Genomic DNA, 14,808 nt, shown 5'->3' with positions numbered 1-14,808 from the left:
CATGGCTGAAACCATTATCGTGGAATTGGGAACGAAGCACTTCCAGGAGGCCAATGCCGCCGTGCGCGCGGCCCTTGCCGAAGCCGACACCGTCTGCATCGTGGAGGCCTACGCCCAGCGCTACCTTGGTTGCACCCTGCCCGCAGGCAAGCGTTTGGAAATTCACGGAACCCCGGGCAACGATCTGGCCTGCTATATGGACGGCGGCGAGGTGGAAGTGTTCGGAAGCGCCCAGGACCAGACCGCCAACACCATGAACGCCGGCACCGTGGTGGTGCACGGGCGCGTGGGCGATGCGGCCGGCTACGCCATGCGCGGCGGCGAGCTCATCGTGCGCGACGGCTGCGGCTGGCGCGGCGGCATTAACATGAAGCAGTACGGTAGGAAGTGCCCGGTCATCGTCATTGGCGGGGACGCGGGCAACTTCCTCGGCGAGTACATGGCCGGCGGCATCATCGTGCTTATGGGCCGCGCCGGCGATCATTTGGCCTCCGGCATGCACGGCGGGGTCATCTATCTGCGCCGCAACAACACGCCGGCCGTGGTGCCCGACGGGCTGGATCTAAGGGAGCTGACCGACGAGGACACGGCGACCCTCGGCGCGCTGCTCGCCCGCTACGACGCCTGCTTCGGCACCGAGCCCCACGAGCACGCGAGCGTAGACGAGTTCGTCGCGCTGCGCCCCGCCTCCAGCCGGCCTTACGCGACCATGTACGCGAGCTAGCGGTCGTTCGACGCTCGGACCGTTTCACAGCGCGACCATGCGACAGCGCACAAATGCAGAGGGCGCCTCGGTTCGAAAACCAGGGCGCCTTCGCTAATTCCAGGGGTCTTCCGAGAACAAGGGCTCTCGTTCGGCAGGACGATCGGAATAAGGGTCGTAGCCGTCGTCGTCCTCTTTCTCCGCGCGAACGAAGGGGTCGTCGGGAGCCGCGGGACGCAGGTGAACCGATCCAGCAGCCGCGTCGCGTATTTTCACCTGCTGACTCGGCAGCGGCTTCACCACGATACGAGCATGGGGGTCGTTCTTTGGATCGATTGCCACAGATTTCCACCTTTCAAAAACGCGTCTCGCTGCCTACCTTTTCGGACAACCGAAAAGCCCGAGTCCTTCGAAATGGGCAAAATGGCCTACTTCTCGTAGTCGCCGATAGCGAAATCACTCTACAGCTAATCCCCCACCAGATGAAATAGCACCAGCAACAGAAATCGCCCTGCAGAAAACTACGAGAAGTACCCTCGTTTGCTCATTTCGCGCAGACGGAAGCTGCCCGAACGCCCATCTCCCCTATTCCCTATCGCCGGCGCGGGTGATGTCGTAGGGGGTCGTTTGGTACACATAGTAGTTCAGCCAGTTGGTGTAGAGCAACTGGGCGCAGGAGAACCACGTGGAAACCGGCTCGCGCGTCGGGTCGTCGTCGGGGAAGTAGTGGGCCGGCACGGCGATGCTCATCCCCTTGGCGATGTCGCGGTCGTATTCCGCTTTCAGCGTCTCGCGGTCGTACTCGGGGTGACCGAACACGAAGAAGTTCTGCGAGTCGGTGGACTTCGCCACGTACACCCCAGCCTCGTCGGACACCGCGATCAGCTCGAGCGCGGGATGCGCCTCGATGTCGGCCGCCCGCACCTCGGTGAAGCGCGAATGGGGCGCGAAGAACCTATCGTCGAACCCGCGCACCAAAGGCGAGGTGCGCTTGACCACCTCGTGGGGGAACACGCCGAACATCTTCTCGGGCAGCTCGTGCTTGGGCACGCCGTAGTGATAGTAGATGCCGGCTTGGGCGCCCCAGCAGATGTGCAGCGTGGAGTGCACGTGGGTCTTCGACCACTCCATGATCTCGCAGAGTTCCGGCCAGTAGTCCACTTCTTCGAATTCCAGCCGCTCCACCGGCGCCCCAGTGATGATAAGGCCGTCGAAGTGCTCGTCGCGCACCGCGTCGAAGGTGGTGTAGAAGGCCTCCAGATGCTCGGCGGCCGTGTTCTTCGAGTCGTGGCTCGCCGTTTGCAGCAGCTCCACTTCCACCTGGATGGGGGTGTTCGAAAGCTTGCGCAGAATCTGCGTCTCCGTGGTGATCTTCGTGGGCATGAGGTTCAAGAGCAGCACGCGCAGAGGACGGATGTCCTGGTGCATGGCGCGATGTTCCGTCATGACGAAGATGTTCTCCTCTTCCAGCGCCGCTGTAGCCGGCAGCGCGTCGGGAATGCGAATGGGCATGCGTCCTCCTATTCCACGGCAGCCAGGGCCTGGTCGATGTCGGCGATGAGGTCGGCGGCATCTTCAATGCCGCAGGACAGGCGGATGAGGTCGGCGCTGATGCCGGCCGCTTCAAGCTCCGCGTCGTTCATCTGCCGGTGCGTGGCGTTGGCCGGGTGCAGCACGCAGGTGCGGGCGTCCGCCACATGGGTGGCAATTTGGGCCAGGCGCAGGTTCTTCATGAACGTCTCGGCCGCCGCGCGTCCCCCGGCCACACCGAAGCTCACCACGCCGCAAGATCCGTCCGGCAGGTACTTCGCCGCCAGCGCCGCCTCGGAGTCGCCCGCAAGCGAGGGATGGCGCACCCAGGCCACCTTCGGGTGGGCCGCCAAGTGCTCGGCCACCACGCGCCCGTTCTCAGCGTGCCGGGCCATGCGCAGATGCAGACTCTCCAGCCCCAGGTTGATGAGGAAGGCGTTCTGCGGTGACTGGATGGAGCCCAGATCGCGCATGAGCTGGGCCGTCGCCTTGGTGATGTAGGCGCCCTCCAAGCCGAAGCGCTCGGTATACACCACGCCGTGGTAGCTCTCATCGGGCGTCGTGAGCCCCGGGAACTTGTCGGCGTGGGCGTTCCAATTAAAGCGGCCCGCATCCACGATGACGCCTCCGACGGAAGCGCCGTGGCCGTCCATGTACTTGGTAGTGGAGTGGGTCACAATGTCGGCGCCCCACTCGATGGGCCGGCACAGCACCGGCGTGGGGAAGGTGTTGTCCACGATGAGCGGCACCCCGTGGCCGTGGGCCGCCGCCGCGAAGCGCTCGATGTCGAGCACGGCCAGCGCCGGGTTTGCGATGGTCTCGCCGAAGACGCACTTCGTGTTGGGCCGGAAAGCGGCTTTAAGCTCCTCGTCGGTGCAGTGCGGATCGACGAACGTGCATTCAAGCCCCATGCGGCCCATGGTGTGGGCGAGCAGGTTGTAGGTGCCCCCGTAGATGGCCGAGGAGGCCACCACGTGATCGCCCGCCCCGGCGATGTTGAACACCGCGAAGAAGTTCGCCGCCTGGCCCGATGAGGTGAGCATGGCCGCACATCCGCCTTCCAACTCCGCGATCTTCGCCGCCACCGCATCGTTGGTGGGGTTCGCCAGGCGCGTGTAGAAGTAGCCGGACTCCTCCAGATCGAACAGGCGCCCCATATGCTCGCTCGTGTCGTACTTCCAGGTGGTGTTCTGGTAGATGGGCACTTGGCGCGGCTCGCCGTCGCCGGGCCGCCACCCGCCTTGCACGCAGGTCGTTCCAATCCGCTCGCTCATTCAGGGCTCCTTTTGGTCTCGCATTTTTTCGCTCGCCTATTATAGAAGCACCCGGAGCACCCCCGTTATAGGAAGTCCCCAGCAAACGCCATCGGAAAATCCGAGAGCCTTCTGCCGAGACCCCCTCGATTATCCTGAAATGAACTATTGTTCTAAGAACATTTGTTTGCTATAATTCGCTTTGAGAAGACGGCAGTGCTTGCATTTATTGTTACTAATTGTTACAATAAATTGTGCCATGCAGGAGGTCGAGAGACATGCCCATGACAGCTAGAGAAGCGATACGACTTACCAAGAAAATGGGCGGACGCTTCGTCAGGCACGGAGCGAGACACGACATTTTCGCGAACGCGGCTGGCGAAGAGTTCCCTATCCCCCGGCATCCCGGAGATCTTTCGCCAGGGGTCGAGCGAGCCATCAAAGAAAAGCTAGGGCTTCTCTAATACTTCACCCAATAGAGAGGAAGCGACCTATGAAGTTTCTCTACGAAGCCATCCTCACCCCGTGGAGCGGCGGGTGGGAAGCTGAGTTTCCCGACCTGGGTATCTGCACCCAGGGGGACACTCTGTTCGATGCGGCTTTCATGGCGCAAGATCTGCTGACCCTCTGGATCTCCCAAGCGCTTCGCGAAGGACGGCCCTTGCCGGAGCCGCGGATGGACCATCCCGCCCCCGCAAACGGCAAGGCCATCGCCGTTGCCGTGGAATGCGATGCCGACACGCCTTCCCTCACCACCATGACCGTCCAAGAAGCGGCGGATATCCTCGATGTCAGCACCTCGCGCATACACGCCATGATTCGCGACGGCATTCTGAGAACCGAGAAAGTTGGCAGCGCCCGCCTTGTGTCAGCCGACGATGTCATAGACTATTTCAATAGCCCCCGAACCGCTGGCCGCCCAAAGAAGGTCGCGACCGCCTGATTTCGGGAGATGTGTCTAGCGGGCCTCCACCTTGTCGAGGAGCTCCTGTCGGTTGTTGACCAGGGACTTCTCGTAGATGTGGCGCACGTGGGTCTTCACGGTGCCCGTGGTCACGAACAGCTCGTTGGCGATGTAAGGAAGGGTGCGACCGCGCACCAGCAGTGAGAGGATCTCCGTCTCGCGGGCCGTTAGTCCTACTGCCCGCGCAAAAACAGCGGCGGAATCTTCTCCCTGCGCTCCGACGCCAGCGGCACAATCACCATTCGGCAGCGTTGCAGCCTCGGTGGTGCCGCCGTCCTCAAAGAGCCGTTCTCCTGCCGCAACACCAGAAGAGCCGCGTCCGGCAGCAGCAGCCTTAACCCGATCGGCGCCTCTCGTTTCGGCTTCCATTTCTTCCGTACCGCCGTCTTTCTCCTCGTTCCCCTCTTCCCCCACCTGCGCGGCTCGGGCCACCACCATGAAGAACAGCGCGAGCACACCGGCGCCGCATACGGCAGACAGTAGCAAGGGCGTCTCTCCCGCCATCTGAAACAGCAGCTTGCCGACGAGGTTCCCCGCGAGCACCACGGCGCTGATCAGCGCTTGGCCCACACCGAAAGCCACCAAGGGGGACAAGCCCTGAAGACGGGTGCTGCGCGTCACCACCACATAGACGAGCGGCTGGAAGAACAGCGTGCAGCCCTGAACGAGCGCCCCTCCGACCGGCACCGCCGCCGCACCGAGCACCAGAATGGCCACAAGACCCACGACGCTGAAGGTGACGGTGATGCGATACAGCTGCGCTACGGAGAAGGCCGTCCGCTCAGCCGTCAGGGGCACGAGCGCCATGGTGGCGATGCAGGCGCAAAGAGCGATGCCACCCGGGTAAAGGCTGTCGGCCCCCTCGTAGGAAGTGCCCATGATGACCGAGGCCATCACGTTGCCCACAAGGGCCGCCACGGCAATCACCCCCAGCGAGCGCCACGGAAGCGCATGTAGCTCGCGCGAGCCGGCCGTCACCTCACCGGGAGCCTTCCCCGAGGAACCCGGCGAACCCGCTATGTCGGTAGAGAGAGCAGAGGAGGGGAACACCTCGGGAGCAAGCCCCGAACGTGCCGAGGCATCCCAGAACCAGAGGCCCCAGGAAGCTAGGGGCAGAAAGACAACAACGACCTGGGCCGCCACGACAAAGGGCGTTGCGACGTAAAGCAAGAGAATTGCGAAATAGATCCCATAGGCCACGAGGAACGAGACCATGACGACTGCCGACACATCCCTTGACTCCAAGGAGTAGCGGGCGCCCCAGGCGCAGCCGAGCAGCGTTCCCGCAACCCCGCATATCGCCCCGCAGCCGACGAGGGGCCATGGCGCGTCGATCGCCACCGTCAGCGGAAGCAGCGCGCTCGCCAGCGCGAGCAGCTAGGCGCACACCAGCAGCACGCCGCGCCCCACCGCAACGGAGCGCTTCCGCAAAGCGAGGACGATGGCCACAGCGGCAACCACCACCGCGCCTTGGGAGACGAAGAAACCGACTTCGATGCCGACGCCGCCGACCGGTCGCTCGGCGGGAATGAGCACGGGGCTCAGATACGCCAGAAACCCCCAAGCCCACAGGCAGGCCGAGCCGAACACCGCCCGGCCCCAGCCCACGCGGCGGGCGCCCCGCACCGCCTCGGCACCTTCTCGTTCATTTAGCACAGCCCCAGCCACCACACGCTCCTCTCTTGAACTGGAGTAAGTATCGCACAGATCAGTGCGGCCATCACGAACAACCACAGGAGATGACATGGCTTTTACCTGCGTTTTCTCAAATATCTACCGTTTCGGTGGATGGGGTTAGCGCACCTGGCGAGCAAAGATAGGGCCACTGCGTTGAGGCTCCGGCAAAGGGCCGGCACCCGACGCCGAGAGACACGATGGAGGGAACATCATGACCGAATGCACCCAACCCAGCACCCCGTCCGCCCCTTGCCCCACGGGCAGCTCGAACCCCGCCGCGGCGCCTTCCGTGAGCCGGCGCGGCTTCCTCTCCGGCGCGGCCGTCGCCGCCGGGACCGCCGCCCTCGCAGGCCTTGCGGGTTGCGCGCCCAAGACCCAGGCCGAAGTCGCGGGCGAGACCATCGCCGCCGACGATGCGGCGACCGGCGGCACCATGCAGACCACCGATCCCGCCAAGGCCGTCTGGCCGGTGGTAGAGGAAGTGGAAGTGGGCTCGGCCGGCGAGGGAGTGGTCGCTTTTGTGGCAGAGCCCATCGCCGCCGATGAGATCGTCGCCACCCACGACGTGGACGTCGTCGTCTGCGGCCTGGGACCGGCCGGCGACGCCGCCGCCCTGGCCTGCGCCGAGCAGGGCCTGAAAACCGTGGCCGTGGAGAAGCAGAACCGCGGCAACTACAACTCGGCCACCATCGGCGGCACCAATTCCGAGCTGCACAAGTTCTGGGGCATGGAGTACGACACCACCGAGTGGATGTCAGACGCCATGATCGGCTGCTCGTTCCAGGCGGACATGACGCTGTACCAGCACTACCTCGAGAAGAACGGCGAAGCCGTGAACTGGTACATCAGCCACTTCGACAACCAAGACTTCAACGACTACCCCCTCACCTTCGCCGCCGGCGACTTCCCCGACTTCCGCGAGCAGTACGACCCCACGGCGCTCAGTCGCTCGTGGAACACGTCGCTGAACCTCCCCTATCCTTCCGGCGAGCTGGCCGACATTCTCGCTGGCATCCTCACCGAGGCCGGCGTCGAGATCCGCTACGAGACCCCGGCCTGCCAGCTGGTGGCCGACGAGGCGGGCTCCGTGACCGGCGTCATCGTGAAGAGCGCCGACGGGTACGAGCAGTACAACTGCGCCAAGGGCGTCGTGCTGGCCACCGGCGGCTACGAGTTCAACCAGCAGATGCTGAAAGAGCGCTGCCGCCCGCGCAGCGTGCCGGGCCGCTGGCTCACCGGCGCCTTCGGCAACACGGGCGACGGCCTTCAAATGGGCGTGGCCGTCGGCGCTGCCGAGGATGAGTTCCCGCAGTCCATCATGCTCGATCCCGAGCAGCTCATGCCCTTCGTGCGCGTGAACAAGCTCGGCAAGAGGTTCACCCCGGAGTACGACCCTTACGGCCAGCTGGCCATGGCCATCCAGTACCAGCCCGGCACCTACGATTTCTACATCGTGGACAGCGCCCTGGACACCAAGATCGACAAGATTTGGACGCCGAGTTCTTCCTGCTACGGGCCCAAGGAGCAGTGGGTAGCTGCCGCCCAGAGCGAGAACGCCTTCAAGGCCGACACCCTGGAAGAGCTGGCCGAGCTCATGGAAGTGCCCGCCGACACCTTCGTGGAGACCATCAACCACTGGAACGAGATGTGCGCCGCCGGCGCCGACACCGACTTCGACATGCCCGGCTCCATGATGATGACCATCGATCAGCCGCCGTTCTACGCCACCAAGGAGTTCGCCGACGGCCTGTGCACCACGGGCGGTCTCATCGTCGACACCGAGTGCCGCGTGCTCGACAAGGATCGCCAGCCCATCGAGGGCCTGTTCGCGGCAGGCATCGTGTCCGGCGGCATGTTCTACAACACCTATCCGCACCACCTGAACTGCCTCTCGCACACCCGCAACTGCCTGATGGGCTACACCATCGGCCAGGTGCTGGGCGCCAAGCAGTAGCTCCGCATCCCCACTTATTCCGATAGGGCGCCTTCCCTCCCCGCGTCCTGCATGCGAACGGGCGGCCGCCAAGCGCGCCGCCCGTTTCGTTGTCGCCCCTTCTATCCGCGCACCGCATCTGAGGGGACGATGGTCATCGATTGGAAGCGATCGGCCATGTAAGCATCGCCGAACTCGTGATCGTAGAACTGCTGGAGAGGCGTGTCCACCGGGTCGTGGGACAGGCGCATATACCAGCAGTCGAGGGCCTGCAGGGTCATGACGGCGTCCACCAACATGAAGCAGGCGGCCACAGTGGTAAGCATATAACGCCAGTTCCACGGAATGAAATTCACGAGCCGCAGCATGAACGGCAACAGCAGCTTTATCCACACCACGCCGAGCAGACCCCAGCAGGCCATGAACGGCAGGCACGTGCGGCCGCCGAACAGTGATCCGGGCATGTTAGAGTAGTCCCAGGCCACCGCGCCGAACGCGTACTGCATGAACAGGCTCACGAACGCCTCGAAGGCACCGCCGATGACCGCCGCCACCAGAAAGATGACGAGCCAATTGCTTTTGTGGAAGCGGTTGAGGAAGATGGTCATGAGCACCGCGCCGCAACCGTAGATGGGCGAGAACGGGCCGAACAGCAGCCCCGCGCGGTCTTGCCATTGGCCTGGCACCACGAACAGAAAGTGGACGATCTCTTCCATGAGCAGCCCCAGCACGCTGGCCACGACGAATATCCAGAACAGGTTGAAGAAGTTCAGCGTGATGTAGCCCTTGCCCGAGGGGTCGCGGCCGAGCGTGCCGGCCTCCCCCTCCGCATGCTCCTCGGCCTCGCGGGCCTTGCGGTGGGCGCGACGTTCTTCGAGCAGCGAGGGGTCAAGGTAGCTCTGCAGCGCCACCGTGACTGCGAAACCGACGCCGTAGGGAATAAGCTCGTAGCCAATGCCGGCCAGCATGATGGAGCACAGAGCCCCGGCCAGAAGAAGCACGTACAACCCGTAGGAGAGCAGCGCCGCCCAGCGCCGCTGGTTGCGGATGAGGCGCACGCCGAACACAATGAGCGTGACGGCGAGGGCCACCAGCACGGCCAGATTCACGAAGGTAACCACGATGGTGGAGATGCCCTCGCCGCGCATAGCCCCAGAGTCGAACATGGTCACAGCTTGATACATGGTCTTCGCGATGACCGGCAGCGCGACGCCCGAGCCGATAATGAGCAGCACGCCGAACACGCGCAGCACCACTGGCAGACGCTTCTTGTCGGCGGGGCTGGCGAATTCGGCAGCGATAGTGGCCGCGGTCTCATCAAGGGCGTGCTTTTTCTCGGCCAGAGCCTCCTTAGCGTCATCGACAATGACGCTCGGGTGCTCCACGGCGCGCACGACATCGCGGGCCTCGTCGGCGGCGTGGGCGAGCTTTTCCTCGGCCGCATGCACGATGCGCTCGGGGTGGCGCGCGTCGTCTAAGGCCTCGCGGATCTCTTCTTTGTCGCGAGCAACGTCGGCCACCAGCTCGGCATGATCGTTATGTAGCTGGTCGTGCCACTCGCGATGAGTTTCAGCCACGTCGGCCTTCTCGAATTCCACGGCCTTCTCAAGGTCGTCCCGCAGGTCGGCCTCGGCCTTGTGCGCGGCCTCTTCCAGGTGATCTACATGGCGTTTTTCATCTCCCATGGCCGGCCTCCTTTTCCCTGAACGCATGTCTCGGCATCCAGTGTAAAGGGGCGCTCTGTGAAACCATGACCAGCTGACGCAACGTCTGCCAACCCGATAAGCCCTCGTTATGCAGCGGTTACGGGAAACAAGCGGCCGGCGGCCTACCCCCAGCAGGCGATGAACATCGCAATGCCCACGAACACGACGGCCAGCCCCATAACGGCCATAATGTCGCTCAACTTGTGCGCGTCAGCCTCCTCGCGCTCGTTCTGCTCTGATTCTCTATCTACTAGACGTTTGGGAAGCCCGCTTTGTTGCACGCCCCACCCACCTTCCACAAAAGCAGCACGAACCAGAGAACGCCTCGACCGCGAAAGAGGGCTACGAAGAAACGCGCGGGACAAGAACGTCGACCAGGCGCCTCGCCAATCTAGCGCCCGAGGATCCCGTCGGTGTAGGCGTTGCGCGGGTGCACTTGGGCGGCATCGCGAGCGTTCGCCAGCTTCAGGGCGATAACGCGCCACGGGCTGCAATCGAGATACGCAACTTCCATGGCCGAAAGATCGGCATTATCGATGCCGTCCTGCTCGGCGAAGCTGTTACGGTAAATGACGAAGGCGTAGCGGATTACGCGCGTCTCACCCGGCATCAGCGTGTCATACCCGCCGGCAAGGCCCACTATGAAGTCATCGCCACCAAGAGGATACAGCGCTGCTTGAGCATCCAAAACGGCCGCGATCGCCTCAGCGGCGCTGCTGGCAGCAACCGCACTGGCCTCCTTTTTCCTAAGTCGTTACTGGCGCGAAGCCGCCATGAAGCGCGAAGCAGAGCGTTTGCAACTGGCGAAAAGCGGCTACGCTGACTCGCAGCTGGCCGACCCGGAGGTGCCGCAAGAGCCTGATATCGAAGCCCTCTGCGCCAAGGCCGCCCGCACCTACGACCTCACCCGCCGCGAAGAGGATGTGCTGCGCCTCCTCGTTGAAGGGCGCACGGCACCGCAAATCGCCGAGGAGCTCGTCGTCTCGCCCAACACCGTGAAAACCCACGTGCGCAACCTCTATCGAAAGCTCGGCATCAACCGCCGCGCCGACCTCGCCTGCCGCCTCGAAAGCTAAAAGCGATCCTTGCTAGAAATAGCACGCGCTGACATTATCCAAGCTCTAACTTTAAGAGAGACCGCTCGTAGATGTCCTTCCTTTCGACTGCGACGTCAAGACTGTCGGTAGCCCATAGTCAACACACTTAAGAAAAAGCTGGAAGACTCGCCGAAATCAACTATCGCAAAATTTGCGACAGTTCGCAGCGCCATCGCGCAATGCCCCCTAATCCCCGTAGGGGATGACGCCCGTGAAGGGGTAGGAACCGTCGGTGGCTATGAGGAGGTAGTTGTCGGCGCCGCCGAACTCGTCGTCAGAGGCGTCGATGACGTACACGTTGGCGAAGTGACCGCGCAGGCGCTCCACCTGGGAGAAGAGGCGGTACATGGCGTCGCCAGTGTATTCCACGACACAGTTAGCCATGAGTAGGCCGCCCGGCGTCAAGTGCGCGCGGGCGCAAGCAATGCCCTCGTCGCTGGCGAAGAACGGCACCGCCTCGCGCCCGACGAAAACGTCGTTGATGATGGCATCGTAGGGGGCGCCGTCCGACCGCCGCAGGAACGCCTCGCCGTCTTCCACGAAGATGCGCAGATCGTCGGCGCGGCCCTCGGCAGCCAGCTGCATCTCCAGACGATCAAGGAAGAAACGTTCCCGGGCGATTTGCACCATGGCCGGATCGATTTCCACCACGTCCAGCGCAACGCCCGGATGCTCCAGCAGCAGCTGCTTGGGATAGGCGAACCCAGCGCCGCCGAGCATGAGCACGCGGTTTACGACCAGCGGATCCGGCGCCTCGGAAAGCGCCGCCTCGAAGAGGTGGTCGAAGGATCGCAGGTACGCAAAGGGGCACGTCGCCCAACGCTCGTCCAGATAGGTCGCCGACTGCAGCACCCCGCCCACGTTCAACATGCGCACAAGCGATCCGTCCTCCGCCGGCATCGCATACACCGCCGCCTCCCCGAACCGAGAAGGAAACACCTCGCGCTTCCCCGCGCGCCCGGCGACCCTGTCCCACCAATCCGCCAGCACCATCGCCCCTTTCCGAGCCTGCAACTGCGACCACGGCCGAACCTTATCGCACTCTGTGCCACAGTATCGCACAGAAACCGCCGTGTTAGTTTCAGTTGCTTGCCTGATCGGGCGGCAATCGCTACGGTTGAAAGGAGAATGAGATCATCGGCGACAAGGAGGGCCTTGTGCTGGCCGTCGCCTTCTACGCCATACCAGGGCTCTCGGGTTCCATAGCGATCCAAGAAGCGGCGATCAACCGTACTATCATAGACTACGAGCTCAACGGCCAGGCAAGCCAGTTCGTCATCGACCTAGACGCCTACGACCCCACGACAGCCATCGGCTGCACCGGCTCCCCCGCCATAGCCGGCGCCGTGAACGCCCAGCAGTTCTACAACATCCCAGGCAGCGCCAGCGAATTCGAAGAAGCCGTCTGCACCTACATAGAAGACCACGGCGGCACCGTCACCTCCGTAGAGACGATCTCGGAGTCTTAGCTAGATTATTAACGGTATATCAGCGAATCTCGGGGACTCGTTCGGCCAGCCCCTGGAAACTCATCTAGCAGAGCACCTAGCCTCAGCCTTCCCATTGTCCTCGACAGCACCTGGTACCACCAGCCCGCAGCTACAATTCCTCATTCGACGGCGTCAGCGCCTGTCACGATTTCGCGGGGCGCCGTTGTCTGTAGCGCAATGAACCTTCAACTTCGGAAACTGCAAAAGCCCAGATCATAGCCATGGGATATCTTGGTCGTCGGAATCGGCGTAGAAGCAAACTGAGTAAGGCATATCGTCATTGAGGGGGTCATCGTCTTCGCGACTAGCGGCGGGGAGCCATAGCTCGTGGCGAAGCACGGTGCCTCCCATCGCCTCTATGGCTTGATTCGCGCGTTCGGACAGCGCATCCAGGCCGCCCGGCTTCTTGAGAAGCTCCGCTGCATCCATGGCCTCCGCCATACCCGGCTCCCCAGCGCAGCCAATAACACACTCATGATCCTCGGGATCCAGGAAAAGTCGCATCGACTTCTCCTCGCCATCGAGGCGATAAACGATCTTGCAGTAATCCGGGTCGTCGGCCACGCTGTCCCACCATATCACATATGAGAACTGCTGGTTTGGCAGCCAGACGAAAAGTCCGAAGGCCAGCGCCATAGCCGCCGTGCCGATGAGCGCCCATTTGAGGGAGCGCACGAGACGATCGAGCCGTTGCGACTCACTGGTAATGCGCTCATCAAGAAGAGAGGTCTCCCACGCAAGGTCGTCCGGCTTTTTCTCCACCATCGCACTCTCCCCCAGCAGTTCAGCGGCGCTCACTCCGAGGGCACGGGCCAGGGCCACGAGCGAATCGGCGTCGGGAACCGAGGTGCCACGCTCCCACTTCGAGACGGTCTGGCGCACTACGTGGACGCGCTCGGCCAACTCGTCCTGACTCAACCCCTGCTCAGTGCGCAGCTTCTTGATGGTGTCCTTCAGCATGGCGCCAGCCCTTCTCGGAAACGTTCTCACCGCTTCACCGTAACAAGAAAGCTCCGCATGCGCAAGCAACGATGCTTAACAAAGGGGCGCTGAGCTGGCCTTGCGACGCAAGTGCGGTCGGCGCGAGGAGCAAAACGAGACATTCCCGCGTCATTTATGCGGTCGTGATCGAATAAAGTGGCCCTCCCCCTTCCATCGATTTGAGGAGAAGCCCATGAAGGAAAACGAACTCGAGTTCAGCGATTGGCCCATGTTCGATCTTCTGATGACGAACGAGGAGCTTTGCCGCGAGCTGCTTGAAGTAGTCCTCAATGCACCAGTGTCGAACATTGAGTACATCATCGCCGAGAACGATATCCGTCCGACGCTCACCAACCACGGCGTGCGTCTCGACGCCTACGTAAAAACCGAGAACGAGGTTTGCAACATCGAGATGCAAACAGTCAAGCGGGCTAAACTCGGTCGCCGCTTGCGCTTCTATCAGGGCGCCATGGACACCTTGGCACTACGCCGTGGCGAGCACTACGGAAACCTCCCTCCCTGCTACATCGTTTTCATCTGCCTGCACGATCCCTTCAATGCGGGGCTGCCGGTATACACGCTAAACGTAAAGTGCCAGGAGAATACGAGCGTGAAAACGGACCATGGGTTCACCTGGATCGTCTTGGCTGCCCCTGCCTGGGACAGGCTCCCTCCGGGACGCCTGCGAAACCTGCTACACTATATCTCTACCGGAGAAGCGGGCGACGATCGGTTCGCCACGAAGCTAGCCGCCGCCGTAAGGGCAGCGAACGGCGACGAAGCGTGGAGAAAGGAGAAGATGGCCTTGCTGACATTCGAGGAAGATATGGAGATCCAGAGACGCATGCTCGAGGAAGACCGGGAAGATTTCGAAATCCAGAAGCGCATACTCGAGGAAGACCGGGGAGATTTCGAAATCCAGAAGCGCACGCTTGAAGAGCAACAGCGCGCGCTCGAGGAAGACCTCGAGAAGCAAAAACATGCACTCGAGGAGCAAAAGCGCGTGCTTGAGGAACAAAGACGCATGCTTCAGGAAGACCTCGATAAGCAAGAGCACATCGCCGTCGAGGCAGCGGAAAGCGAAGGGCGGACTGAGGGACTTGAAGCGGGAGAAGCGCGTCTTGGCGCGTTGATAGCGGCGCTGATCGAATCTGGCCGCTCAGAAGAGGTGGCACTCGTTGCAACCGATGCCGATGCTCGCCGTGCACGATTCGAGGAATTCGGCCTCTAGAAAGAGCTTTCTCGCGCTCACGTCTCCTCTCCACGTAAGACGGACTCGCGCGTCAGAGGGACCATCCTCCGACGCGCGAGGTTCGCCGGGGGCCGAAAGGTGAACCGTTTTATAGGGCCGCGGTGGCAATGCAGCCGGCGAGGACGAAGACGGCGACGGCGAGCAGGGCGACAGCGCAGAGCGTGGTGATCATGATAGGCTCCTTTCGCTCGGGCGGGACACGGGCTGGCGATGGGCTCCCAA

The 14,808-nt window shown here is 62.7% G+C and carries 17 protein-coding genes; 7 read left to right on the top strand and 10 right to left on the bottom strand.

Translation table 11 applies throughout. The features are described from left to right. The first annotated feature begins 1 nt into the window (after window position 1). On the top strand, window positions 2–724 hold the full coding sequence (locus NE591_RS00540) for a glutamate synthase (protein ID WP_256156186.1): 723 nt from the start codon (window positions 2–4) through the stop codon (window positions 722–724). A 93-nt stretch (window positions 725–817) separates the two neighbouring features. On the opposite strand, the gene NE591_RS00535 is transcribed toward NE591_RS00540, so the two are convergent. The 3 genes from NE591_RS00535 to NE591_RS00525 all read right to left on the bottom strand — a co-directional run bounded on the left by NE591_RS00535 (window position 818) and on the right by NE591_RS00525 (window position 3,507). After that, window positions 818–1,045: a hypothetical protein gene (locus NE591_RS00535; protein ID WP_256156185.1), complete on the bottom strand. Its 228-nt coding sequence runs from the start codon at window positions 1,043–1,045 to the stop codon at window positions 818–820. Between the two features lie 243 nt (window positions 1,046–1,288). Next, window positions 1,289–2,215, bottom strand: coding sequence for a homoserine O-succinyltransferase (gene metA / locus NE591_RS00530; protein WP_256156184.1), 927 nt, complete (start codon window positions 2,213–2,215; stop codon window positions 1,289–1,291). An 8-nt stretch (window positions 2,216–2,223) separates the two neighbouring features. Next, entirely contained in the window at window positions 2,224–3,507 is a 1,284-nt protein-coding gene (locus NE591_RS00525) for an O-acetylhomoserine aminocarboxypropyltransferase/cysteine synthase family protein (protein WP_256156183.1), read from the bottom strand. A 257-nt stretch (window positions 3,508–3,764) separates the two neighbouring features. Between NE591_RS00525 and NE591_RS16135 the strand changes: the two genes are divergently transcribed. Together NE591_RS16135 and NE591_RS00520 are read left to right on the top strand one after the other, a co-directional pair. After that, window positions 3,765–3,950 (top strand): type II toxin-antitoxin system HicA family toxin, encoded by a 186-nt coding sequence (locus NE591_RS16135; protein WP_041714692.1) that lies wholly within the window; start codon window positions 3,765–3,767, stop codon window positions 3,948–3,950. A 29-nt stretch (window positions 3,951–3,979) separates the two neighbouring features. Next, on the top strand, window positions 3,980–4,429 hold the full coding sequence (locus NE591_RS00520) for a type II toxin-antitoxin system HicB family antitoxin (protein WP_114549175.1): 450 nt from the start codon (window positions 3,980–3,982) through the stop codon (window positions 4,427–4,429). 15 nt (window positions 4,430–4,444) lie between these two features. Here the strand turns inward: NE591_RS00520 and NE591_RS16130 are convergent, their stop codons facing one another. Both NE591_RS16130 and NE591_RS00510 read right to left on the bottom strand, forming a co-directional pair. Beyond that, entirely contained in the window at window positions 4,445–5,791 is a 1,347-nt protein-coding gene (locus NE591_RS16130; protein WP_256156182.1) for a LuxR C-terminal-related transcriptional regulator, read from the bottom strand. Window positions 5,792–5,827: 36 nt separating this feature from the next. Next, window positions 5,828–6,118 (bottom strand): hypothetical protein, encoded by a 291-nt coding sequence (locus tag NE591_RS00510; RefSeq protein WP_256156181.1) that lies wholly within the window; start codon window positions 6,116–6,118, stop codon window positions 5,828–5,830. Between the two features lie 220 nt (window positions 6,119–6,338). On the opposite strand from NE591_RS00510, the gene NE591_RS00505 reads away from it, so the two are divergent. After that, window positions 6,339–8,081 carry an FAD-binding protein gene (locus NE591_RS00505; protein ID WP_161127725.1) on the top strand — a complete coding sequence of 581 codons (1,743 nt, stop codon included), beginning with the start codon at window positions 6,339–6,341 and terminating at the stop codon, window positions 8,079–8,081. A gap of 101 nt (window positions 8,082–8,182) precedes the next feature. On the opposite strand, the gene NE591_RS00500 is transcribed toward NE591_RS00505, so the two are convergent. The 3 genes from NE591_RS00500 to NE591_RS00490 all read right to left on the bottom strand — a co-directional run bounded on the left by NE591_RS00500 (window position 8,183) and on the right by NE591_RS00490 (window position 10,454). After that, the gene (locus tag NE591_RS00500; protein ID WP_161127724.1) at window positions 8,183–9,745 is read right to left on the bottom strand and encodes a putative ABC transporter permease; all 1,563 of its coding nucleotides are present in this window, start codon (window positions 9,743–9,745) and stop codon (window positions 8,183–8,185) included. Window positions 9,746–9,888: 143 nt separating this feature from the next. Then, window positions 9,889–10,047 (bottom strand): hypothetical protein, encoded by a 159-nt coding sequence (locus NE591_RS00495; protein ID WP_161127723.1) that lies wholly within the window; start codon window positions 10,045–10,047, stop codon window positions 9,889–9,891. Between the two features lie 110 nt (window positions 10,048–10,157). Next, entirely contained in the window at window positions 10,158–10,454 is a 297-nt protein-coding gene (locus NE591_RS00490) for a hypothetical protein (protein ID WP_114549177.1), read from the bottom strand. Window positions 10,455–10,560: 106 nt separating this feature from the next. Here NE591_RS00490 and NE591_RS00485 point away from each other — a divergent pair, with 106 nt between their 5' ends. After that, entirely contained in the window at window positions 10,561–10,842 is a 282-nt protein-coding gene (locus tag NE591_RS00485; protein ID WP_237974201.1) for a response regulator transcription factor, read from the top strand. Window positions 10,843–11,049: 207 nt separating this feature from the next. Here NE591_RS00485 and NE591_RS00480 read toward each other — a convergent pair whose 3' ends face one another. Further along, window positions 11,050–11,856 (bottom strand): spermidine synthase, encoded by an 807-nt coding sequence (locus NE591_RS00480; protein WP_161127722.1) that lies wholly within the window; start codon window positions 11,854–11,856, stop codon window positions 11,050–11,052. Between the two features lie 164 nt (window positions 11,857–12,020). Here NE591_RS00480 and NE591_RS00475 point away from each other — a divergent pair, with 164 nt between their 5' ends. Next, on the top strand, window positions 12,021–12,332 hold the full coding sequence (locus tag NE591_RS00475) for a hypothetical protein (protein WP_161127721.1): 312 nt from the start codon (window positions 12,021–12,023) through the stop codon (window positions 12,330–12,332). Window positions 12,333–12,566: 234 nt separating this feature from the next. Here NE591_RS00475 and NE591_RS00470 read toward each other — a convergent pair whose 3' ends face one another. Further along, a complete protein-coding gene (locus NE591_RS00470) occupies window positions 12,567–13,313 on the bottom strand; it encodes a helix-turn-helix domain-containing protein (protein ID WP_256156180.1) in 747 nt (248 codons plus the stop codon). Between the two features lie 214 nt (window positions 13,314–13,527). Here NE591_RS00470 and NE591_RS00465 point away from each other — a divergent pair, with 214 nt between their 5' ends. After that, entirely contained in the window at window positions 13,528–14,565 is a 1,038-nt protein-coding gene (locus NE591_RS00465; RefSeq protein WP_256156179.1) for an Rpn family recombination-promoting nuclease/putative transposase, read from the top strand. Window positions 14,566–14,808: the final 243 nt, after the last annotated feature.

The organism is Adlercreutzia sp. DFI.6.23, from assembly GCF_024462535.1.
In the GTDB taxonomy this organism is placed as follows: domain Bacteria; phylum Actinomycetota; class Coriobacteriia; order Coriobacteriales; family Eggerthellaceae; genus Adlercreutzia; species Adlercreutzia rubneri.
Note: the sequence above shows the minus strand (reverse complement) of the source record. Positions and strands in the feature narration are given on the sequence as shown.